18 protein-coding genes and 1 tRNA gene are annotated in these 22,579 nt (G+C 38.4%); 10 read left to right on the forward strand and 9 right to left on the reverse strand.

Going from position 1 to position 22,579, the window contains the following annotated elements; genetic code table 11:
• Positions 1–167 precede the first annotated feature (167 nt).
• The gene (locus FVB32_RS08460; protein ID WP_147743204.1) at positions 168–1,040 is read right to left on the reverse strand and encodes an AraC family transcriptional regulator; all 873 of its coding nucleotides are present in this window, start codon (positions 1,038–1,040) and stop codon (positions 168–170) included.
• Between the two features lie 154 nt (positions 1,041–1,194).
• Between FVB32_RS08460 and FVB32_RS08465 the strand changes: the two genes are divergently transcribed.
• From FVB32_RS08465 to FVB32_RS08485, 5 genes are all read left to right on the forward strand, one after another.
• Positions 1,195–2,286 (forward strand): glycoside hydrolase family 15 protein, encoded by a 1,092-nt coding sequence (locus tag FVB32_RS08465; RefSeq protein ID WP_147743207.1) that lies wholly within the window; start codon positions 1,195–1,197, stop codon positions 2,284–2,286.
• A 16-nt stretch (positions 2,287–2,302) separates the two neighbouring features.
• Complete coding sequence (locus FVB32_RS08470; protein WP_147743212.1) at positions 2,303–2,662, forward strand: gamma-glutamylcyclotransferase family protein; 360 nt, start codon at positions 2,303–2,305, stop codon at positions 2,660–2,662.
• Positions 2,663–3,148 carry a gluconokinase gene (locus FVB32_RS08475; RefSeq protein WP_147743215.1) on the forward strand — a complete coding sequence of 162 codons (486 nt, stop codon included), beginning with the start codon at positions 2,663–2,665 and terminating at the stop codon, positions 3,146–3,148.
• Positions 3,149–3,284: 136 nt separating this feature from the next.
• Positions 3,285–3,857: a TetR/AcrR family transcriptional regulator gene (locus tag FVB32_RS08480; RefSeq protein WP_147743218.1), complete on the forward strand. Its 573-nt coding sequence runs from the start codon at positions 3,285–3,287 to the stop codon at positions 3,855–3,857.
• A gap of 156 nt (positions 3,858–4,013) precedes the next feature.
• The gene (locus tag FVB32_RS08485) at positions 4,014–4,811 is read left to right on the forward strand and encodes an alpha/beta fold hydrolase (RefSeq protein ID WP_147743221.1); all 798 of its coding nucleotides are present in this window, start codon (positions 4,014–4,016) and stop codon (positions 4,809–4,811) included.
• Positions 4,812–4,873: 62 nt separating this feature from the next.
• Here the strand turns inward: FVB32_RS08485 and FVB32_RS08490 are convergent, their stop codons facing one another.
• The 4 genes from FVB32_RS08490 to FVB32_RS08505 all read right to left on the reverse strand — a co-directional run bounded on the left by FVB32_RS08490 (position 4,874) and on the right by FVB32_RS08505 (position 8,073).
• Positions 4,874–5,791 carry an NAD(P)/FAD-dependent oxidoreductase gene (locus FVB32_RS08490; RefSeq protein WP_147743223.1) on the reverse strand — a complete coding sequence of 306 codons (918 nt, stop codon included), beginning with the start codon at positions 5,789–5,791 and terminating at the stop codon, positions 4,874–4,876.
• Between the two features lie 103 nt (positions 5,792–5,894).
• Entirely contained in the window at positions 5,895–6,086 is a 192-nt protein-coding gene (locus FVB32_RS08495; protein ID WP_147743225.1) for a hypothetical protein, read from the reverse strand.
• 60 nt (positions 6,087–6,146) lie between these two features.
• Positions 6,147–6,752, reverse strand: a complete 606-nt coding sequence (locus FVB32_RS08500) for a TetR/AcrR family transcriptional regulator (RefSeq protein ID WP_246139848.1) — start codon at positions 6,750–6,752, stop codon at positions 6,147–6,149.
• Positions 6,753–6,936: 184 nt separating this feature from the next.
• On the reverse strand, positions 6,937–8,073 hold the full coding sequence (locus FVB32_RS08505) for an alpha/beta hydrolase-fold protein (protein WP_147743227.1): 1,137 nt from the start codon (positions 8,071–8,073) through the stop codon (positions 6,937–6,939).
• Positions 8,074–8,198: 125 nt separating this feature from the next.
• On the opposite strand from FVB32_RS08505, the gene FVB32_RS08510 reads away from it, so the two are divergent.
• Positions 8,199–9,083 carry a winged helix-turn-helix domain-containing protein gene (locus FVB32_RS08510; RefSeq protein WP_147743229.1) on the forward strand — a complete coding sequence of 295 codons (885 nt, stop codon included), beginning with the start codon at positions 8,199–8,201 and terminating at the stop codon, positions 9,081–9,083.
• Positions 9,084–9,148: 65 nt separating this feature from the next.
• Positions 9,149–9,538, forward strand: coding sequence for a hypothetical protein (locus FVB32_RS08515; protein WP_147743231.1), 390 nt, complete (start codon positions 9,149–9,151; stop codon positions 9,536–9,538).
• 640 nt (positions 9,539–10,178) lie between these two features.
• Here the strand turns inward: FVB32_RS08515 and FVB32_RS08520 are convergent.
• Positions 10,179–10,251: transfer RNA gene (locus FVB32_RS08520), tRNA-Met, on the reverse strand.
• A 113-nt stretch (positions 10,252–10,364) separates the two neighbouring features.
• Between FVB32_RS08520 and FVB32_RS08525 the strand changes: the two genes are divergently transcribed.
• On the forward strand, positions 10,365–11,732 hold the full coding sequence (locus FVB32_RS08525) for an alanine/glycine:cation symporter family protein (RefSeq protein WP_147743233.1): 1,368 nt from the start codon (positions 10,365–10,367) through the stop codon (positions 11,730–11,732).
• Positions 11,719–12,603: a GTPase Era gene (gene era, locus FVB32_RS08530; protein ID WP_147743235.1), complete on the forward strand. Its 885-nt coding sequence runs from the start codon at positions 11,719–11,721 to the stop codon at positions 12,601–12,603. The genes FVB32_RS08525 and era overlap by 14 nt, the downstream gene beginning before the upstream one ends.
• Before the next feature lie 29 nt (positions 12,604–12,632).
• On the opposite strand, the gene FVB32_RS08535 is transcribed toward era, so the two are convergent.
• The gene (locus tag FVB32_RS08535) at positions 12,633–13,136 is read right to left on the reverse strand and encodes a GTP-binding protein (RefSeq protein WP_147743237.1); all 504 of its coding nucleotides are present in this window, start codon (positions 13,134–13,136) and stop codon (positions 12,633–12,635) included.
• Between the two features lie 76 nt (positions 13,137–13,212).
• Here FVB32_RS08535 and der point away from each other — a divergent pair, with 76 nt between their 5' ends.
• On the forward strand, positions 13,213–14,514 hold the full coding sequence (gene der, locus FVB32_RS08540; RefSeq protein ID WP_147743239.1) for a ribosome biogenesis GTPase Der: 1,302 nt from the start codon (positions 13,213–13,215) through the stop codon (positions 14,512–14,514).
• 5 nt (positions 14,515–14,519) lie between these two features.
• Here the strand turns inward: der and pbpC are convergent, their stop codons facing one another.
• Both pbpC and FVB32_RS08550 read right to left on the reverse strand, forming a co-directional pair.
• Entirely contained in the window at positions 14,520–16,856 is a 2,337-nt protein-coding gene (gene pbpC / locus FVB32_RS08545) for a penicillin-binding protein 1C (RefSeq protein ID WP_246139849.1), read from the reverse strand.
• Between the two features lie 41 nt (positions 16,857–16,897).
• On the reverse strand, positions 16,898–22,453 hold the full coding sequence (locus FVB32_RS08550) for an alpha-2-macroglobulin family protein (protein WP_147743241.1): 5,556 nt from the start codon (positions 22,451–22,453) through the stop codon (positions 16,898–16,900).
• Between the last annotated feature and the right edge of the window lie 126 nt (positions 22,454–22,579).

The following is a 22,579-nucleotide window of genomic DNA, read 5'->3' on the forward strand; positions in this document are numbered from 1 at the left end:
GAAATAGCGAACACATCATTCGTGAGAAGTTCAATAAAAAGCTGAATTAAATGTAATTAGATTGTCCCGTAAAAAGTGAATTAACGAAACTACTAAAAAAGACCAGAAATAGGACTCCATTATCAAAAGCGCTTACTCGAGCAAAAGTGTCTCAAAAAACGTTCCTTTTACGGGACCCTCATTTTGCGCAAATTCTTCTTTCTATAGAGCGTTGGAGTAGTTGCAATCACATTATTGAATGACTTATAGAAGTGAGGTATGCTGTTGAAGCCAACCCTGATTGAAATTACATTCACCTTAAGGTTTGTGTTAAGGAGTAAATTACATGCTCTTTGAATCCTGAATTCATTTAACATGGTTTTGAAAGTCTTCCCGGTTGTACCAACAAAAAAGCGACAGAAAGACGTTTCCGTCATGGACAATTCTTTCGCGACACTTCTTGTGCTTATCGGGTTTTGATAACCATCATTAATAATATCCAAAACCTTTCGAATCCGTTCCATGTCCCCTTTGGTAGATGCAACCAATTTTCCCGCACCTAAATTTATCTTATGGGGGGAACGCTGAATTTCACCTAGAATCTCAAACAGTTTTAAGAGCCTAAGAGCTGGTTTACGGTTCATCATTTCTGAAATAAGGGAACCGATATCATGTTTTGATCCGTGCTCGATACAAATACCGGTCTCCGCTGCCGTAAGAAGCTCTTTCAATTGTCGAAACTCCTTAAAGGTTTCTGCTATCCTTTCAATCTTTTCCTGCCCTATCTGAATGATATATTGCTCGCTATCATCGGTTGTACGGCCATAGTAGAAGGTGTTGTGGGGAATATTTGGGCCAATGATGAAAAGGTCACCATTCTGGAAATGACTAATGTTGGTATCTATATATCTCACCCCATTTCCCCTTGGCACATATACCAGTTCAAATTCAGGGTGAAAATGCCAAAAATCAAAACATCTCGGGGTAGGCCGTTTTTGGTGCAGCATATAAAATGATGACTGCGGTTGCGGTCTTATTTCCTCCAATCTTGGCTTGTTCATACGCTAAATTTCCATTAAAAGTATAAAATAAGACAATCTTGATTAGTAATTGGATAATCGGAAATAGGAATACGAATGCCAAAAGCTGGAATTTAGAGCCTTATTAATTACAGAAAAACAATCACATTAAATAAACATAAAACCCAAGAAAAGAATGGAAAAAACTAGACCTGAACTGGTCAATATAAGTCTGGAACTGTTGAAGGAGCATCAGCATAGCTCCGGCTCTTTTCCCGCTAGTCCCAATTTTAAGGAATTCAACTACTGCTTTTTACGGGATGCCAGTTATTGCGCCTATGCTTTGCTGTTATATGGTGAGGCCGGAAGCTGTAAAAAATTCCTTCAGTGGTGTCATAATACCATAATGGCTTGTTCAGATAATATTGAAGCCGTAAAACGTAAGGCATTGGGAAGTGACCATATAGAAACCAATGAATTTCTTGCCGTTCGCTTTGAACTTGATGGTAGCCTCGACAGAAGTGATTGGCCCAACTTTCAAATCGATTGCTATGGGGCGTGGTTATGGTGTTTGGAAGAATACGTTACTATGACAGGTGACCGAGAGTTTTTGTTGGAAGTCCGGACTTCTGTTGGGCTTACCGTTTCTTACCTTGAAACCGTATGGACCTTTGCCTGTTTCGATTGTTGGGAGGAACACAACTACAGAAGACATACATCATCCCTCGTCTGTGTGGCAGGTGGCTTAAATTCTGTAGCTCGATTGTACGGTAATCGAGATGCCAAGCAATTGGCAGAAAAAGTCCAATACCAAATATTGAAAGCAATAACCCCAGATGGGATTTTTCCAAAGTTCCTTACTGGATATGGTATTGACTCAAGCAACATATGGTTATCCGTGCCATTCAACGTTATTCCCAGGGATGCTCCGGCGATGGCCAGAACGATAGAGGCAATCGAATCCAATTTAAAAAAGGATGGGGGATTATACAGGTATCCAGAGGATTCATATTATGGTGGTGGTCGTTGGCCATTGCTCAATTCCTTTTTGGCTTGGCACAAAATTGAAATAGGCGAGATTGAGGAGGCCGAAGAACTGCTTGTTTGGGTCGAGGGCCAAGCAGATAAAAATGGGTATTTTCCTGAAAACAATTATGAAATTCCATTACATCCGGAAAAGACCCAGAAATGGATAGAGAAATGGGGTATCCGTGTATCGACCCCATTGTTATGGACCCAGGCCATGTACTTGATTGCCGTTCACTTTTTAGATGGAAAAAACAATTGACCAAGGAATGTATTTCATGAAGCCCAAAACTGAATTGTTGTTCTCCTATGGTACGCTACAAATGGAAAAGGTTCAGCTTGAGACCTATGGAAGGAAGCTGACGGGAACCAAGGATGCCCTTTCAGGATATTCGCTCGGAGAGATAGAAATCAAGAATCAAGAGGTACTATTGAAGAGCAACTTAAAATTCCATCCTATCGCCATCAAAACAAATAATATTGATAATCGGGTAAAAGGTCATGTTTATGAGATAACCCAAGAAGAGCTAATGGAAACCGATAAATACGAGGTCGGGAATTACAAAAGGGTACTTGAGAAATTCCAATCGGGCAAAAAAGCCTGGGTCTATGTGGCGAAAGAATTTGTCTATGAATAAATGATTATTGTGGTTATGGGTGTTAGCGGGTCGGGCAAGACGACCATTGGGAGAAAGCTGGCCGAAAGATTATCCATCCCTTTCCATGATGCCGATGACTATCACTCCGTGGCCAACAAAGACAAAATGGCAAACGGTAATCCTTTGAGCGATGCGGATAGACTTCCATGGCTCGAGGAGCTGGGCAATTTGCTCTTGGAGTGGAATTCTGATAAGGGTACCGTATTGGCCTGTTCAGCGCTCAAGGAATCTTACCGTGCCATATTGAACTCTAAATTGGAAGATATAAAATGGGTGTACCTTTATGGCTCAAAGGAAGTCCTTAAGTCCAGAATCGAAAAACGATTAGGCCATTTCATGAAGATTGAAATGCTAGATTCTCAAATCGGGGCTTTGGAACCACCTGACTATGGCTATCATTTTCCTGTGACAGATACACCAGATGCTATTGTCGAATCTTTTGTCAGAACTCTTCAAGTTAATTGAGTTGAATTGAGTGCTAAAAAAAGGCCTTTTTATGAAAGCTTTTTTCGGAACCATTTACATTAGAACATTTTAAAATGTTAGCACCAAGTTGTATAGAAAAATTGCAACTATGAATAAATATTCATAATTTTGATATATGTCCGACACCAAAACAAAACGTCTTAATCAAATTTTTGATGCGACACTTCGACTTACAGGAGAAGTTGGAATTGCAGGTTTGAAAATGTCCAATATTGCGCAAGAAGCATCAATAGCAACTGGCACACTTTACATCTATTTTGAAAATAAAGAAGAACTATTGAACGCTTTATATTTCAAGTTACAGAAAGAGAGTGTCCCAGCTATTATCAATGATATTAGCCACCTTGCAATAAATATTCAGCTGTACAAGATGTGGAAAATTGCTCTAGAGCGTTTGGTTGACAACAATCTTAGGATAATTTTTTTAGAACAATTCGTCATCTCACCATACATATCAGAGTCCAATAAACAAATAGATATTGGATTTAAGAATTACTTGAAACAAATATTAGAACAAGGGAAGTCAGAAAATTTAATTAAGGATGCCAACAGCGATATGCTCATCACATTGATAATTGGTTTTGTAAGAAGTTTTTCGACCCAAATAGTCAACGATTGTAGCGGGCAGCTCACTGAAAAATCCATTGATGAATCGTTCTCTATATGTTGGGATGCAATAAAGAAGTAAAAAAAATTAATTATAGAATGAATATTTATTCATAAAATAATAGATTATGAAATTGGAACTAATCCTACTGAACCTAATAATCCCCATAATTTTTATGCAATCATATGCACAAACTTCAAAATCAAAAACTAAGGAACATCAAAAAATATTTTCACTATGGATAAAACAAAGAAAATCGATATCAATGGAGAAAGCTTGGCGTATTTTGACAATGAGAAAGGAAATACAACATTATTATTTCTTCACGGCGCATTCATCAATAAGGAATATTGGAACGCGCAATTATCCTATTTCTCAAAAAACTACCGCGTTATAGCAGTCGATTTACCAGGTCACGGAAAATCTACTTATAATAAAGGGGATTGGACAGGTCCAAGATTTGGTAAGGACTTTAGCAAGTTCATTCAAGAGTTGGCATTACAAAATGTAATACTCATAGGACACTCTTTCGGTTCGGACGTTATGCTCGAGACCGTTGCTGTAAATGATACCGGTATTATTGGTTTGATTGAAATCGACCATATGAAAAACGTAGGGATTGAATTGCCCCAACAGGTCATTGACCAATTGGTACAAGGACTGAATGCTGACTTTGAAAATACTTGTCAGCAATTCGCTAAACAGGTATTGTTGACCGAAGCAACTGACCCAGAGATTGTTTCAAGATTATTGGCGGATTATAAAGAAATGAATCCCGAAATAGGCATTCCTTTACTTAAGTATGGTTTTAGCTATCCACAGCGCGAAGTAGAACTCTTAAAAGGCTTAAAATTAAAGTTGTATTCCATTCACGTGAACTATGTACCTACCAACGAAGAGAGTCTTAAAAAATATCTAGGTGATAATTATGAATTACATACTATGGAAGGTACTTGCCACTATCCTATGCTAGAGCATCCCTTGAAATTAAATACATTACTTGGAAAGCTTATTGGAGAAATTACAAGTAAATAGTAGTATTTAGTTCAATTCTCGAGGTATTATGATTTAATACCGTATACCAAGGCAAGTAGTGGTTAAGAATCTATCCAATCTTCCTGTATCATTTCCATATTGGAAACACCTCCAGAAAGATTTCCAGCATATACCGCTTGGGCAACCGAACGTATAAAAGTTGTGTTGTCCCCACAGGCAAACACGCCAGAAACGGATGTTTTTTGAAACATATCCACTTCGATATACCCGTTCTCGTCTAGTTCACATCCCAATGTTTCAGGAATAGCTGAATGCTGTTTAAAAGGTACTCGTGCATAAAGTGCCTTTAGGGTTTCCATAGTACCATCCTTAAATTTTAGTTTTTCAATATGACCTTCCGTATGCTCAATAGAAGCGATTGGCTTTTCAATTACAACGATATTGTTTTTGCTGAGTTCCTTAAGCTGGTCCTTATTCAATTCTGATTTTCCATTGGTGTAAATGGATAGTTCGTCCGTCCAGTTTGAAATCAGTTTTGCTGTTTCAAAAGCACCATCCCCATTTGCGAGGATTCCAGTTTTTACTTTCCGTACCTCATAGCCGTGGCAGTAGGGACAATGTACCACAGTGATTCCCCAGCATTCGGCAAAACCATCTATTTGGGGGAGAATATCCTTTATACCGGTAGCGAAGACAAGTTTTCTTCCCTGAAACGATTGACCAGATTGCGTTGTGATCTCAAAACCGTCTTTCGTTTTTTTTCCTTGTACCGCAAAATCCTTTAAAAATTGTACCGTTGGATATTCCAAAACCTGTTCTTTTGCTTTGGCTGAAATAGATGCGGGGGTAGCGCCATCTTGCGTAATAAAGTTATGGGAATGTGGGGTCTGCTCGTTGCAAGGGTTTCCCGCATCGATGATAAGTACATTTCTAAGTGACCTTCCCAAGGCCATTGCTGCAGAAAGACCTGCATAGCTGCCACCTATAATCAACACATCAAATCTTGTTTCTTTTGTCATAATATCTAATTTTTTAAAAGCAGATAACGGCAAGGGTAGCATTACCACCGCTGACGCAAATACACTTTGTTTTATAAATTTTCTTCGGTTTCCCATTGTGTTCTCAGAGTAAACTTTGGTGTAAATCATTAATGGCTTCCTCTATGGAATCACCATACCCTTTGAGAATTCCATCACCATTTAAATCAGTAAGTACGACTGTATATTTGGAATTCAGGACTTCTATTTTCAGGTGTTTTAAATCCATTGGATTTATGGAACAACTTTTTAAGTTTTCTTCTAAGGTTTCAATCATTGAGTTTCAAAGTTTTTATTGAATATGTCACAATTTTGAGACATATAGATTTAAATTTTTTTAAGGTGCAATTCCTTTTATAAATGAATTCCAAGCGAGATTTTTGATATTGGATTTTGATGATTTACTTGTGTCATTCATATTTACTGTACTATTAATGATTCCAGTGTGTAAATTTTGAATCCACTGAACGGTCATCTGTTCATTGATAATACCAGTTTTCTGCAACTCTTTAACGATGTTACTAAAACTGTTATATATGAAATCATAGTCAGCACAATCCTTATTATTCTTACTATGCTTATGACCATCTTGCTGATGAAGCTTGTAAAAAAACGAATACTTTGCACCACAATCAATGCCAGCGTATAGCATATTTTCAAGTTGAATCAATGGAACGTCAGAACCCTTTATTGCTGCTATCATTGCCTTCTTGCAACTTACTTCCATTTCGCGCTCACAGGTTGCAACAAGCTCTTCTCTATCCTTAAAATAGCGATGTAAGGTTCTTCGCGTAATTTTCGCATTGTTGGCTACTTTTTGTAGTGGTGCAGAAAAGTCCTGATTGAAAACTTCAATAGCTGATTCAATGATTCTGGATTTTGTAGTTACCAACATAGTTGCAAAGATGCAGATAATATTTAAAATGTCACAAATCTGTGACATGTAAATTTATACGAAATATGGCTTTTGCCCATCATGTATTTTAAAAAGGCCGTAATAAAGAACTGATTTCCAAGAACACATAATCTTTCTCTCGAGCGTCCTATTCTTGGTCTCTTTTAGTATTCTCGTTAATTCACTTTTTATGGGACCAATGGGTTTACTTTTTCCACCGAACCTTTACACCTCAATTTCCATTTAGCTTATCAAGTCTTTTTTTTGCATAATCATAGCCAGGATTCATCTTTAATAATGTCTCAAGGCAAAAAATAGCCTTCTCCTTGTCGTTGTTTTTGATATAAATATCTGCCATTGCATCATACGGCACTGGGATTGTAGGGTGTATCTCCGCATAAAACCCAAATACATCCAGTGCCTCATCATTTCGACTGTTCTCCATAAGGTAGTAACCATAGTTCATTAATGTCCTTTGAGGAACTTTGATAGGTATATTGTATTTATTTTTCAAATTGGCATAATATGTTTTCAAATACTCAAGCCCTTTGATCTTGACAATTTCATCTTCTAAAACAAGATCTTGAAATATAAAACGAAGTCCATCTAATGTTGCAATAAGAGGGGTTGTGGAATGGTTTTCTTTTTGATAGTATTCAAATTTCCAATTAAGATCGGACGGGGCTTCTTTTTTGAATAATTCATTGAGATGAAATACTGCATCTCCTTCGGGGTTGAGTTCATTTCCCACTGAAAAAAAGAACGATGTCGGTAAGGTATTCTTATTGCGGAAAAATCTTCTCAATTTATTTCCAGAATAGAAGTTGTCGTAAACGACGGTAGGTGTTATTGCAACATACGCGTTAAAAAGGCCAGGTTCTGTGTATAAGGTGTGTGTAGCAAATAGACCCCCAAATGAGTGTCCTATAAGAACTTTAAAATCATGGGTGCGATAGTTTTCGTCAACATATGGTATAAGTTCCTCCTTAAGAAAACGCAAAAAATTATCCGCTCCTCCACCAGACGTGGTTTCTCCATAGGCGGTGGGAGTTAGGTCTCTATCGCGATATGTACTTGGAATCCCGATAACCAACAATCTTGGAAAACCACTTTGATACAAAAGTTCGGCAATTCCAGAAGTAAAACCGGTATTCATGTTCCCATCTAGAACATATACTACAAAATACCTTTCGTTTCTTTCTTCATACAACGTAGGTTTGGAAATGAGTATGGGCCTTTTCTCCTTAAGGACTTGGGAACTGAAAGATATTTCCTCAATAGTTCGCCGTTCAAATAATTGTCCAACGGAAGGTGTTGACAAAACCAGAAACAGACAAGGAACCAAGAATCGTATCAACATTTTTTTCATCTTTGTTTACTTTTAATTCCACAATACTAGAAACCAAAGAGTTAGATTGGGGGAAGTTTTTCTGAATTCTTTCTGAATTAATGAGATGCCCTAAAGGTTGGTTCTGAAATATATCTGGATTACCCATGGGAGGACAAAATATTAAGTATTTGATTACTGGTTGGACCATAGACCCAGAGGCTCTTGAAATAGCCAAAGGGAAGAAAAGGATCAGAACACAGAACAGAATAGTTCAAGTACTGGTAGTTCTTATTGAGGCCAATGGTAATGTAGTCACAAAGGAGGAACTTTATAATAAAGTATGGAAAGGTATTGTGGTAACCGAAAATTCCCTGAACAAAGCCATTTCGGAACTGCGCAAAATATTTGGAGATTCACGTACCGAACCAAAATTTATCGAGACGATTCCCAAAAAAGGGTATCGAATGTTAGTAGAGGTGAAAAAGGTTGCGATTTCTAAAGATGACATACCGGTATATGTAAGGAAAAGAAAGCTAATTCTGCTGTTTTTTATGGTATCAATTCTCGTACTTTTGGCTATAGGTCAATATAAAAATCTTGAAATTAACCAACAGCAGGTATTATCGCCCGATGGAGAAAAAATAGCCTATTTTAAGAAAGGAAATGGACATTCCCAGTTGTTGGTAAAAAATGTAGTGAATGGGAAGGTTGACACTCTTGTACAATTGACCAAACCAGAATCCTTTGCCCTTAATTGGTCCCCAAAAAATGATAAGATTGTGTATAATGCCACCTTGCCACAAGACCCCTACTACTCAATCAATATTATGAATCTGGAAGATCGTAACGTATTGTATATAAAATTTGCCAAAAAAGAAGAGAACCATGCGTTTCAATCAGTCCCTGAAGACCTTGACAAGGAGTTACTCTTTTTAGACCACAGGGAGTTAGTTATGGGAGAGAATAAGATTCACCATATTTACTTGGCAAACAACGATACCATCAAAGTTCTTTTTAAGAAAGCGCTGATAAATGATTTTAATTGGTAAGTACATATGTGGTATTTCAAGTCGAAACTAGCAATGAAATTGATAAATTAAAGTTCAAATAAAGGGTGATCAAGAAACGAATTGATACCACATTGCATTACGCACAATTTTTAGGTATACGTTTTGGTTTGGCTGTGATTGTAGGATTCTTAATTTACAGCATTTGGATTCAAAGAACATCGGGAATTGTTTTTTTTACCATTTTCTTAATCTATGTATTGTTCATCTTAAAGAAAGTATTTGATAAACCTACAGAATTGTCTTTTGATGAAAACTATATTTATCTGAATGACGGAACCAAACATGTTGATTTTAAAAATATTACTTTGTTAAAGCGTGGTCAAATTTTTTATCATTCAGATGGCAAGGAATCAAAAATTAAACTGCCTAATTTCTATTTTTTGGACAAAAATTGGAAAGAATTAAGGCAATTGATAGACGAAAATAAGGAGTGAGGCCAGTAGAGCAAATGCATTAAAAGTTCAAAAAAACGATGAGAAGATGTAAAAAAAGAATGCTGACAGTAAGCGATGGATGGGCTAAACATTTACGGCCGTTCTATAAAAAGTTATTTTAGAGTTCAGAAAGACAAGCAGGTAAAAAAATGATAGATCGTGAAATCAAACAAAAATTCAAATAAACCGTAGCAAAGAAACGCCCTTCGGGCTCACTTTACACTCTTATCGCAAACAGGTATTTTTTTATCCAGTTGCAGGTCATTGGCTTTTGTTCGAATGAAATAATATTCAAAATAGAAACTCGATACTGAACCCTGCCGAAGTGTATTTTGATTTAAATTCCCTATCGATGTGGTTCAGTTGTTCCAAAAATAAAACTAAAATACAAGATGGAAATTGGTTTGACGGCGAGTAAGATTATGCATGTAATTGTAGAAGCTTTGACTATTGAATAAATCGAGGCTACTTTGATACAAAAATCACCAACAGAATACCTAAGATAGTATGCTAATATTGATTGATACATGTCAATCAATGTTTATATAGTAAAGATTTTCACAGGCATACTTTATATAAAATTAGTTTTAGGTAGAAATTAAAAAAGCTTCCGATTTCTCGGAAGCTTTTTCTTTTCTAGTAGCGGGAACAGGACTCGAACCTGTGACCTTCGGGTTATGAGCCCGACGAGCTACCTACTGCTCTATCCCGCGATGTGGACGGCAAAGATACAACCGTTTTTTGATTATTTCCAAATTAAAGTGAATATTCATCAAGCCGTTTCAACTCAGTCAAACATAAAATCCATAAATTCGGATTTTACTTTATGGAAGCTTTTAATGACTTTTTATCCGCTATGTTGCCATACACCGAATGGGCAATGCTTATTTTGCTAATTGGTGGGGGATTATTCCTTGTTTTTCAATCTAAATTTTTACCCTATCGACACTTTGGGCATGCAATCGCTATTACGGCGGGCAAGCACGATAAAGAAGATGCAAAAGGAGATGTAAGTCATCTGCAAGCTTTGTCAGCGGCAGTTGCTGCAACTGTGGGCCTCGGAAATATTTCAGGTGTGGCCATTGCCATATACATGGGTGGCCCGGGAGTCGTATTTTGGATTTGGGTTACCGCATTGATTGGCATGTGCATCAAGTTTTATTCCTGTAGCCTTTCCATCATGTTTCGCGGAACAGACTCTGAAGGGAAATTGCAAGGAGGCCCCATGTTCTATATAACACAAGGAATGGGTAAACAAGCCAAACCGTTGGCTACTTTTTTCTGTATAGCAGGACTCTTTGGGTTTTTAGGCGTATTTACAGCAAACCAGTTTACCCAGACTTTTATGAATGTGGTAAAACCAAACGAGAGTTTAGCATTACTGGGGGATTTTAATTGGAAATTGATTATAGGTATTGTTTTAGCAATAATAACCTCCTTTGTTATTTTTGGAGGCCTTAAAAAAATTGCCAAAGTAGCTTCGGCCATTGTTCCATTTATGGTACTTGTCTATTTTGTGGCGGTCTTGGTAGTTATGGCCACAAATACCTCAGAAATTTTACCCTCCTTTAAATTGATTTTTTCCGAAGCCTTTAATTTTGAAACTATGGTGAAGGGAGGATTTTGGGGCTTGGTAATTCTTGGGGTGCGTAGGGCAATGTTTTCCAATGAAGCAGGTTTGGGTAGTGCACCCATGTACCATGGACAATCCAAAACAGATGAGCCGGTTCAAGAAGGTTTGGTGGCTATGTTGGGTCCTTTTATAGATACTATTGTTGTCTGCACCTTAACTGCAATTGTTATCATTTTAAGTGGAGCGTATCTTGAAGCTGAAAGTAATGGCATTTTAATGACCTTAATTGCTTTTAAAAAGTCACTCTTTGGTTATGGTGATGTTTTATTGATGGTGATTGTTTCTGCATTTGCGCTATCAACCCTGTTCACCTATTCCTATTATGGAGTAAAATGCCTTTCCTTTTTAACCAATGCTAAAATTGGAAAGTACTACAACTGGTACTTTGTAGCTACCATAGTCTTCGCAGCTGTAGCTTCGGTAGATTTGGTCATTAATTTAATCGATTTGGCCTATGCCCTTATGGTTATTCCAAATATGATAGCGGTACTTTATCTTTCTCCCAAAGTGAATGTGGCAGCGAAAAAATATTTTTCAAAAATGAAGTATGAAAAAGCATAAAGCGGGTTTTGTAAATATTATTGGCAATCCCAATGTTGGAAAATCTACTTTGATGAATGCCTTTGTAGGTGAAAAACTTTCTATCATCACTTCCAAAGCGCAAACCACAAGACATCGGATTTTGGGCATTGTCAATGGAGATGATTTTCAGGTTATTCTTTCAGATACCCCTGGAATCATCAAACCAGCCTATGAGCTCCAGACTTCCATGATGGACTTTGTAAAATCGGCTTTTGAAGATGCTGATGTGTTGCTTTATATGGTGGAAATTGGAGAAAAAGGCTTGAAAGATGAAGCATTTTTCAAAAGAATTGTAAACAGCAAAATTCCTGTGCTACTGCTTTTGAACAAAATAGATACTTCTGAGCAACAAGTACTGGAAGAACAAATACAATACTGGCAAGAGTTACTTCCCACAGCTGAAATACACCCTATTTCTGCACTGGAGAATTTTAATGTGAAAGAGGTTTTTGAGCGGATTTTGGAATTGCTTCCAGAAGCGCCACCATATTATCCAAAAGATCAATTAACAGATAAACCAGAACGTTTTTTTGTGAATGAAACCATCCGGGAAAAAATATTGCTGCACTATAAAAAAGAAATTCCCTATGCGGTAGAAATTGAAACGGAAGAGTTTTTGGAAGACAAGGACATTATTAGAATCCGTTCTGTGATCATGGTAGAACGAGACACCCAAAAGGGAATCATTATTGGTCATAAAGGAAGTGCTTTAAAAAGAGTTGGCGTGGAATCGAGAAAGGATTTGGAAAAGTTTTTTGACAAACAGGTACATATAGAACTCTACGTAAAAGTCAATAAAAATTGGAGAAGTAGCTCGCGTCAGCTGAAACGCTTTGGATATAACAGTTGAATTTAAACAATCAGGCCGTACCCTTTTCTTTATGGTTTTTGATAATCTTGAATCAATTCCCTTAAGTAATTTTTAAGCTGATTCATTTGAGGTTGCCCTTTCGAACGGCCCATCCGTCCAAAAGCATAAAGTGCAAACCAAATCAAGGTCAAGAAAACCATACCCACCATCCAAAAGGTAATATCATGCCCAAGGGAATAGTTAGAATAGGCAAAAACCCCGAGAATAATAAACAAGGTCCCTACCCCAAAATGAAGGAACATAAAAAATGTCCATAAGGTCGGATTAGGCCCAAATACCCCATGAATCTTACTTACCCCTTTTTCAAAGGAGGTGAGCTCCAAATGAAGCTGGGGTGACCAAAAGGTAGTATCCATCTTTTTAAATCGGATATAGATGTGCTCATCCAAACGTTTTATTAGAAATTTATCCTGCTGACTTTGGTCAAAAGCAGACTTCAATGCTTCAATATCCGCCCTTAAAGAAACCTCAAAACGGGGACGTAATACAATTTCATTTGCCAAATCACTCATAACTAGTTGAAATTGATAAAAAAAGGTATCATTTTTTATTCATAAATAGTGGTATTTTTGCCAAAATTTAATGTAGATGGGAGCTATTGTAGCCATTGTTGGAAGACCAAATGTAGGGAAGTCCACTTTTTTCAATCGACTCATTCAGCGTCGTGAAGCGATTGTGGATGCTGTGAGCGGGGTAACGCGTGATCGTCATTACGGAAAAAGTGATTGGAATGGAAGGGAATTCTCCATAATAGATACTGGAGGTTATGTAGTTGGAAGTGATGACATTTTTGAACAAGAGATCGACAAACAGGTGGAGCTGGCCATTGATGAAGCGGACGCCATTATTTTTATGGTGGATGTAGAATCTGGTGTCACAGGAATGGATGAGGATGTTTCCAAATTACTTCGTAAAGTAAACAAACCTGTTTTTTTAGCCATAAATAAAGTAGATAATGCGCAGCGTGAAGCAGATGCCGTTGAATTTTATGCGCTTGGACTTGGGGATTATTATACCCTGTCAAGTATAAATGGTAGTGGAACAGGGGAGTTGTTGGATGCTTTGGTTAAAGTGTTGCCAGAGGTTGAAGAAGAAGAAAGTGAACTGCCCAGATTTGCGGTTGTTGGACGTCCCAATGCTGGAAAATCTTCGTTTATCAACGCCTTGATTGGAGAAGATAGGTACATTGTTACCGATATAGCAGGAACTACACGAGACAGTATTGACACCAAATACAATAGATTTGGTTTTGAATTTAATCTTGTGGATACTGCAGGAATTAGGAGAAAGGCCAAGGTTAAGGAAGATTTGGAGTTTTACTCCGTTATGCGTTCTGTTAGGGCAATTGAACATTGCGATGTCTGTATTCTGTTGGTAGATGCTACACGCGGATTTGATGGACAGGTACAGAATATCTTTTGGTTGGCACAACGCAATAATAAAGGTGTTGTGATTTTGGTGAACAAATGGGATTTGGTGGAAAAAGAAACCAATTCTGTAAAAGAGTACACCAAAAAAATACAGGAGGCGATTGAACCATTTGATGATGTGCCAATTCTTTTTATTTCTGTATTGACCAAACAACGAATTTTCAAAGCGATTGAAACCGCAGTAGACGTCTTTAAAAACCGTTCCAAAAAAGTGGTGACCAGAAAGCTGAATGATATTATGCTGCCTATTATTGAGCATACACCACCACCAGCATACAAAGGAAAATATGTAAAAATCAAGTTTTGCACCCAACTGCCAACACCCTATCCGCAGTTTGCTTTTTTCTGTAATTTGCCGCAATATGTACGTGATCCTTATAAGCGTTTTTTAGAAAATAAGCTAAGAGAGAACTTTGATTTTAGTGGCGTGCCCATCACAATTTTTATGCGTAAAAAGTAAGGGTATTAATTCGAGGCCATTTTTACGCTTAATTTTTGTTGAATCCTGTTGCCTTCATCATCCATAGCCGTTAAGAGGTAATCACCTAATTTGGCATCAAGAATTAATTCATGGAACTGGGTTGTGGAACCAACATAAGTTTCATCCAAATACCAATGAACTGTACTTTCAGATTGTTGATGGGCTAATTTAAATAGTACTTCTTGGGTATTTTTGCCTAAATCCTTTGGAATAAGGATTTCCTCATTTTTTTTAGGAAAAATAAATTCCATTAACTGGCTTTCCTCCGTAAAACAACCCTCAAGAAATGGAGGAATGACTTTATAGTTTGGATTGGAATTTACATAATAATATTCAACTACGGTTGGTAAGCGAAACCAGTTTTTTTGAACCATATTTTCCAAGGGATAGCAATCAGAATTTACCCTGAACTTCCCTTTTTCATCCAAAAATATTTGATGATGATATGGGCATTGTTTGCTTCTGGTTCCTTTTATAGGGAGAAATTCTTTCTGTGTAACATCACAAAATGTGGAAGCTCGAAATCCACTTTCTTTGCAAATTTCGAACTCCACAAGGTCATCAAAAGGTTCTTGAAACCATCCACTTTGGGGCAAAACGTCTAAAACATCAAAAAGAAGAGGTGCTGCAGCGGTTATGCCGGTGAGCCCTGGCCTGCCCTCACCGTCTGCATTCCCAGCCCAAACACCAATAGCATACTTCGGAGTTACCCCAACCGCCCAAGCATCCTTGAAGCCAAAACTGGTTCCTGTTTTCCAGGCAATGCGCTGTGATGAATCAAAAAACTGCCAATTCTCATTCCCGTCAGGCCGATTCACTTCTTGCAATGATTTAAATGTATGGTAAATAGCACCTGCATTCAGTATCGATGGTTCAAATTGCTGCGGACCAAAGTCTTTTTCATCCTCAAACAAATAGGTGGGGTCCACAAATTCATTAGCCCTGTAGGTGCTGGAGTTGGAAATGTAATAATTCAAAGTAGAAGCTGCCGATGCATAGGTTTTGGTAATATCCCACAAAGAGCTTTCAGCTCCACCTAAGATTAATGCTAAACCATAATGCCCAGCAGGTTTATCCAACTTCAAATTCATGTTATGAAGCTTGTTATAGAATTTTTGAAGCCCAAATTGTCTAAGTAAGCGAACCGCAGGTACATTTAACGAGCGCGATAATGCTCTACTTGCAGGAACAGCCCCAGCGTGCTTTTTGTTGAAGTTTTTCGGATTGTACCCATTAATTACCGTGGGAATGTCTTTTACCAAACTATTGGGAAGCAATTGGCCTTCATTAAGCAGTGAAGCAAATAAAAAAGGTTTTAGCGTACTGCCTGTGCTTCTTTTTTTGGTAATGATGTCTACCTGATTCCCATCCGCCGTGGTTGATGGAGCATTGCCAATATAGCTCAGCACCTTTCGGGATTCAATATCCAAGACCAAAATGGATAAATTCTGGATTTCGTTACTTTTTAATCGCTGAAAATGGCGTTCGGCCAGAATGTTGTTTTGATACTGCAAATGACGATCAATGGAAGTTTTGATACGTTTACCGGGATGCTCTTTTTTAATTCTTTCGGTAAGATGCGGAGCATTGTTGGGCAGCGTAAGCGGTTTTTGGGGCAAAGGTTCAGCAATGGCCAGTTCATAAGTGGTTTGATCAATATGGTTTTTATCCCACAACTTTTTTAGCAGACGATTGCGTTTTTGTAGCAAGGTTTGCTCATTCCTTCCTGGGAAAATCAATGATGGAGCGTTGGGTAGAACTGCGAGAGCTGCAGATTGCCCCCAGCTCAATTCATGTGCTGGTATACCAAAATAACGCCAGGAAGCGGTTTCCAACCCCACTACGTTGCCACCATACGGAGTGTGCGTGGCATACAACTTAAGGATATCGTCTTTAGAATATTTGAACTCTAATCGGGTTGCCATAAAAAGCTCAATGCATTTTTCAAAATAGGTTCTGGAAGTATTCTTTCTACTTAATCGGACGACTTGCTGGGTTATGGTGCTTCCACCTCGGCGGGTATTTTTGGTGAGATTATGTTTTATGGCATTGAAAATGGAAATGGGGTTGAATCCGGGATGTCTATAAAAATATTCATCCTCAAACAACAGCACACTTTGCTTGAATCGGTTTGGTACCGAATCTATTTGAGGAAAACGCCACTGGCCATCCTCAGCGATACGAGCACCAATCAATACATTATCAGAGCTTGTTACAACAGTTGAGGTTGGGTCTTCGAACAAGGTTTTGGGTAAACAAAACAACCATACTAAAAAAACAATCAACATCATCGAAAGCGTAATTCGATGTTTCTTAATCATATGTTTTAGTACCGATAGGAAACCTTTCATTCACTGGGGTATCATTGAACCACTTTTATCCATTTTCCTTTGTTTCGGGCGTAGTAGTTGTTGTCATACATGGCTTCAACTTGAGATCCAGGTAAATAATAATCCCCCAAAAAGGAAGCATTTAGCTTAATAGTAAACGTTGCCGCTTTTTTTGGACCTAAATCAAAATAAAGATTGGTGCGATCATCGCGGGTATCGATATAATCTGCTTTATTGGAATTGGAATCTCCCCCGCCAGCGTATGAGGTATTTACAATTTCCCAACCACTGGGCACAATTTGGGTTAAGGCCAGATTTTCAATAAAATCATCAGAGGCGTTAAACACAGTTAATTTTGCCTGTAATTCGGTACCCTGACGTAATTCTGTCACATCAATATTGTTTCCAACCGCATCCAAATATTTTACCGAGAGCCTTAAATTTTGTTGTTGTTCCAACTCTTGCCCTACGGGCAATTTTCCGCTTTGTGTAAGGGTAGCATAAATGGTATTGTTCTGTTTGTTTTCAATCTTGATTTCGTTTGTGGCTGATGAAATAACAAGACCCCTTTGCGCAATGGCACGATCTGTTTTTATCGTTATTTCCTTTCCGTTATTGGTGAAGGTTAGATCGATGGCCTTTCCTCCGTTTTTGGAAACCATTTTGGCCATTGCGAGCAAGGCATAAGCAGTTTCTTGGGTGCTGTACCAGCGTTGCGAAGAGAGGTTTTTCGCTAATGAAATAGCCATTTCTCGTTGTTGGGAATCACCAAGAATTACCATGGTTTCCAAAGCCATTGCTCTATTTCGGAAAACAGAACCATAGGTTCTATAATTGTAAGAATTGGGTTTGAAATTAATATTGGCAATTTGAACAAGCTCTTTGGCCACCTCCTTTTTACCTACTAAAGCATAAGCAGCTGCCAATCGCCATTTGGCTTCGTTGCTAAGATTTTTCGACTCTCGTAATCGGTTCATCGCAGCTAATTCTGGTTGTTGGGCCAGTGCAAGGGTATATAGTCTATATGCCTGTGCAATGTCATTGTTATACCTAGTGCTCTGATTACTCCATTGGCGTGCTGTATTTTTCTGATAGCGCAACCAATTGCTCAAAAAGGTCAAAGGCAATTGATATCCTTTTTGCTTCGCTTCCAACATAAAATGACCTGCGTAGGAGGTGCCCCAATCATTTGCAGAACCATAACCAGACCAATAACTTAAACCTCCGCTTGGCACTTGAAAGTCATTTAATCTTTTAATTGCTGCCTTGATGTTTTTTTCAATTTCCTTTTTCTTATCAAATGTGATATCCAACACTTCCGACAAAAACAATTGTGGAAACGCAGCAGAGGTGGTTTGTTCTACGCAACCATGTGGGTATTGTAGCAAATACTCCATACGTTTTGAAAAATCCATGGGAGGGAGGGTGGAAAATTCGATTGTGGCCGTATTGGTACCTGAAGTCCCAAAAGTGTCAAAAGAAATGGTTTGAGATTGATTTTCTACTATAGTATAGAGGGTACTTTTCGTGGTAATCGGATTTGGATTTTCCACATCAACTTCAGTTTCATTACTAGCTTGCTCACCATGTCCAGAAACGGTTACCTTTATGGTTTGAAATGATTTTGTTGGATTTACCTTAAAATCAAAATTCACAATTTGCTCCCCAACGGCATTGAATGTGATGTTTTTATACGTTGAGCCAATAGGTTCAAGTGCTTTTCCAGCATCTATGGAAACCTTTACATTTTTCACCTTCTTTTCCATAGCAAAAACAGTAACGGGAATAGTCACTTTTTCACCAGGCGACAATTTTCTGGGTATTGAAGTCAGTACCATCAGTGGTTTACGTACCGGGGTGGTTTTTTCAGTGTTGCCATAGGCGCTATTTTGGTTTCCGGCCACCACCATAGTTTTAACTGAGCCTACATAATTAGGCATATTGATGGTATGAGATGCTTTTTCACCAGCATTTAAAGTAAACGGCCCCAAATACGTTACCACAGGCTTAAATCGCTGTGCTTTTCTATTTTTAGAACCTTCACCAATTCCACCACCACCTATCTCATAGATATTGTCCACACTTATGGAATAAGCGCCCATGACATCATCAAAAATGTCAAAAGTCTTTACTCCAAGCGTTTGTCTAGCGTAGAATGTGCCGTGGATATCTGGTGTCTTAAATCGAGTTAAATCCAGCAACCCCTCATCAACAACAGCTAGGGAGTACGTCATTGGTTTTTTGTTGGTCTCGGATACGGTAACCTTAAATGATTGTTCTGGTTGCAATACCTCTGGCATTTGAAGTTCTGGTTTCAAAAAAGTAGCGGGATTTTCAACAAGAAGGGGTACAACTCCGTATAAACGAATAGGAAGATCATTGGCCACCTGTCCATGCGGTTGCAATAATGAAATATTCGCATAGGCATTAGGAGCCATATCAGCGGTAATTGGAATGGTTGCTTTGGTCTCTTTTGCCGAAGTTTCAATCCATTGTTGTGATAATACTTCGGAACCGTTTTCAATACTCAGCAAAGCGCGTCCACCTCTATCTGAAGGAAAAGTCACGACCGCTTCTTCTCCTAAAGTGTATTTTTCTTTATCAGCAGAAAAAATTAAGATTTTTGAGCTCTCAGTATCTCCAGATGCGGGCCTCCTCCACCAATTTCTATAAAAATATGCTGTACGGCCTGTGGCATGGCCAGAAGCTTCATCAATTACCCGAATCAAGAAACGTCCGCCATCATCATCAGGAATATTAACTTTAAAATTCGCTTTTCCATTATTGGCCGTGGTTACTGCCAGTTCTTTATAAGGACGATGTACTGTTGCGTTTTCATAACGGGAAAGATTGTCTCGACCTCGGTTCCACCACCAACGCCATTCTATTTTAAAGATTTGGACTTTAAGTTTTCGGTTACCGACTGATTTTCCCTCGGCATTAACACTTGCCAAATCGAAAGTGGTATTCTCATCAGTTAAAAATGACCCATATTGTCTAGCTTTTGGGGAACGCAAGCCTACAAAATGTGTGAAAGGCGCCAATTTTTTGGAGAATACGTCGATAGAGAAATCTCCACCGCCCTCAAATACTTTTGTTGTAAATGTGGCCTGCAACATACCAGGGGCATTGTTGTTGGCACTTAGTTTTTCGTTGATGCTCAATACCCCATTGTCATCTAATTTTGAAGTGATGAATTGGATTTCCGTTTCATTGAAAGTACGAACCGGGTCTTGAAAAACATAACCCTTAAAATCAGGAAATGCGGTGGATGTACTTTGTAATTTGGCATTGATATCAATTTTAAGATTGCGTGCAGGTGCACCATGTAACCACTGAACTTCTGCTTTTCCAATAGTGTTGGCGTTTGCTTTTAAAATCTCATCCTCAAAGTCAAAATTTACTTTTAAGCGATTTGGTTTTATGGTGGCAATCTTTATGTTTTTATTGAATTGTGCTCCTCCTACAACAACCTTGGCATTCCATGTTCCAGTAGGGTCACTTGCTTTGGTGGGAATTGGGAAATAATAGAACTTACCTTCTTTTTTGGCGTAAAGGCCATCGGAAATAGGAACGGTGCCTGCTTTAAGCACATTTCGTTGCACGAGTTTACCTCTTGCATCACTTACTTCTAAAGTAACAGGATGGTTTTCGGGTAGGGGATTGCTACTATCATCCAAAACAAAAGTCAAATGGACCGTATCACCAGGTCTATGAACACCTCTTTCTGTATAGATAAAACCTTGCAAACCACTTTGCAATTCTTGACCAGAAACATCAAACTTGCTCAATGAAAGGGCATTGCCATCGGCAAGCTTTGCATAAGCGAAATTGTTGTTTTTTTCCGCAATGGCGAATGCTACTTTTTTCTCACTATCAAATATTCCAAACCCAGAGGCATCCGTAGTTACCTCGCCCAACAATTGCTGCTGGTAGTTGTACAATTTTATAGCGGTATTGGCTTCTGGAGTGGTCGTGAGCAAATTGGTTGCTGCAAAATGATAAGAGCGATTGTTCCCTTTTTTCACAATCAACCCCAAATCACTACCCAACAGATTAGTAGTTACAAGTCTGGTGTCGTTGTAATAGGCAGCATGACACGGGTTGTCCCGCTCTTCCCAGTTCCAATCATAATTTCTCCAGTTATATAGTTCATTGTCCCAATAGCGTTCTTCTTGGGTTTCGTCATGAGTGGATAAGGCAATGTCATCTGAAATTCCTTCGGAACCTTCTACAACTCCACAGTCGTATGTGGTATGTTCTTTTTTAAAGCTGAATTCGATTCGGTACAAGGACCCGGGATTCACCTTAATAAGTTCGGATAGGTCTAGGGCGTGAGCCTTCCAATAACTGGAATTTTCCTCTCCCTCGTCCGTAAGCGAAATCACTTTGTATGCTACCCGTCGCCCTACCGGTCTCAAATCTGAATTATAGCTCTGGGTAAGATTATTGTTTTGAAGGTATTGGAGCATATTATTTTTAAAAACTTGGACAACACGTACTTCTACTGCTGAAAGATTTACAGTTTCAAAGTAAATAGGCGTTGAGGCTGCATTTGGCAAAATGGTTCCTTTGGAAATTAACCGGACGCTCGGTTTTAATTGCTCAAAGGAGACCAATTCTGAAAAGGTCCTTTTTAAGGTGAAACCATATTCGCTCTCTATACCCTCAAAAGCTTTGATCCGTACTTGGCCCAATATTCTGTTAGAGGGATACACCTTTAAAACGTTGCCGTCAATTTCGTAACGGAGACTCTCAGCATTTTCAATGGTAACAAGGCCATTTAGATTCTGATTTTGTTTTAATGGCTCTGAAAAGTTAAGCGTTAATGCCGCGTTGGGAGCGGTAGCGGTTTTGGCATCAATAACCACAAATTTATTTAGTCCAGGGATGGTATAGGTTTCAGTACCTTGATTATCCGCACCTAATTCCTTTCCATTCCAGCTGATGTTCAATTCGCTGTCGTCCGTTTTACGGGAAATACTGTCTATTTTAAAACTAAAGTATTGTGCGTTTTCAGTTGTATTATCCCATTTTACCTTAATCTTTTTGTCACTTTGCTCAACCGCAAGAACAGTGTTTATTTTGGAAGCGGTGAGAATATCCGAAGCTTCTAAAGCTCCGGTTAGGTATTGCCAATTTTTATCATAAGATTGTAGGTTTCCTAAATTGATTTTGAAATTAGGTGCAATGGTCTTAAAGCTGAACGTATAGGTTTTAAAATCCCTGTCTATATCCTCAAAAAGCTTGTTTAGCGCTACCGTGACTGCATATTCGGTATCTGGCTCCAAGTAGGTTGAAGGGAGAAAAGTAAGTTCTCTGCCATTTTCAATAGCCAATTTCCCTTCAATTTTAGGGCTCACCTTCAAATATTCTGAAGGGAGCTCCTGCTTAAGCTCGAATTGTGTAAGCTGTTGGGCCAACGCAATGGTAATGGGTGCTGAAATACTCTGCTTTCCATGGGTATGGTAACTGATATAATCTTTAAACTTAAAAAGATTATCAGTTTCTGAAGTGCCCGTCTTTTTTTTACAGGAAGCAATAAGTACAAGAAGCGAAACAATGAAAATTTTGAGAAAACGAGACATGTAAAACGGTATTGATTAATACTATTAGTTAACCATGACTAAGATAGCTCAAATAAAGAAGGTGGGGCACTATCGTTTTACCGATGTAGTGTTAGGATTTACGAATGGTTTTCTTCCCGTGGACTT

Origin of the sequence: Flagellimonas hymeniacidonis (genome assembly GCF_008040165.1) — a bacterium.
Taxonomy (GTDB): domain Bacteria; phylum Bacteroidota; class Bacteroidia; order Flavobacteriales; family Flavobacteriaceae; genus Flagellimonas; species Flagellimonas hymeniacidonis.

What these genes read in the sequence shown, in the direction of transcription:
- FVB32_RS08460 (WP_147743204.1), bottom strand. Translation starts at nt 1,040, where the DNA reads ATGAACAAGCCAAGATTGGAGGAAATAAGACCGCAACCGCAGTCATCA.
- FVB32_RS08465 (WP_147743207.1), top strand. Translation starts at nt 1,195, where the DNA reads ATGGAAAAAACTAGACCTGAACTGGTCAATATAAGTCTGGAACTGTTG.
- FVB32_RS08470 (WP_147743212.1), top strand. Translation starts at nt 2,303, where the DNA reads ATGAAGCCCAAAACTGAATTGTTGTTCTCCTATGGTACGCTACAAATG.
- FVB32_RS08475 (WP_147743215.1), top strand. Translation starts at nt 2,663, where the DNA reads ATGATTATTGTGGTTATGGGTGTTAGCGGGTCGGGCAAGACGACCATT.
- FVB32_RS08480 (WP_147743218.1), top strand. Translation starts at nt 3,285, where the DNA reads ATGTCCGACACCAAAACAAAACGTCTTAATCAAATTTTTGATGCGACA.
- FVB32_RS08485 (WP_147743221.1), top strand. Translation starts at nt 4,014, where the DNA reads ATGGATAAAACAAAGAAAATCGATATCAATGGAGAAAGCTTGGCGTAT.
- FVB32_RS08490 (WP_147743223.1), bottom strand. Translation starts at nt 5,791, where the DNA reads ATGACAAAAGAAACAAGATTTGATGTGTTGATTATAGGTGGCAGCTAT.
- FVB32_RS08495 (WP_147743225.1), bottom strand. Translation starts at nt 6,086, where the DNA reads ATGATTGAAACCTTAGAAGAAAACTTAAAAAGTTGTTCCATAAATCCA.
- FVB32_RS08500 (WP_246139848.1), bottom strand. Translation starts at nt 6,752, where the DNA reads ATGTCACAGATTTGTGACATTTTAAATATTATCTGCATCTTTGCAACT.
- FVB32_RS08505 (WP_147743227.1), bottom strand. Translation starts at nt 8,073, where the DNA reads ATGAAAAAAATGTTGATACGATTCTTGGTTCCTTGTCTGTTTCTGGTT.
- FVB32_RS08510 (WP_147743229.1), top strand. Translation starts at nt 8,199, where the DNA reads ATGGGAGGACAAAATATTAAGTATTTGATTACTGGTTGGACCATAGAC.
- FVB32_RS08525 (WP_147743233.1), top strand. Translation starts at nt 10,365, where the DNA reads ATGGAAGCTTTTAATGACTTTTTATCCGCTATGTTGCCATACACCGAA.
- era (WP_147743235.1), top strand. Translation starts at nt 11,719, where the DNA reads ATGAAAAAGCATAAAGCGGGTTTTGTAAATATTATTGGCAATCCCAAT.
- FVB32_RS08535 (WP_147743237.1), bottom strand. Translation starts at nt 13,136, where the DNA reads ATGAGTGATTTGGCAAATGAAATTGTATTACGTCCCCGTTTTGAGGTT.
- der (WP_147743239.1), top strand. Translation starts at nt 13,213, where the DNA reads ATGGGAGCTATTGTAGCCATTGTTGGAAGACCAAATGTAGGGAAGTCC.
- pbpC (WP_246139849.1), bottom strand. Translation starts at nt 16,856, where the DNA reads ATGATTAAGAAACATCGAATTACGCTTTCGATGATGTTGATTGTTTTT.
- FVB32_RS08550 (WP_147743241.1), bottom strand. Translation starts at nt 22,453, where the DNA reads ATGTCTCGTTTTCTCAAAATTTTCATTGTTTCGCTTCTTGTACTTATT.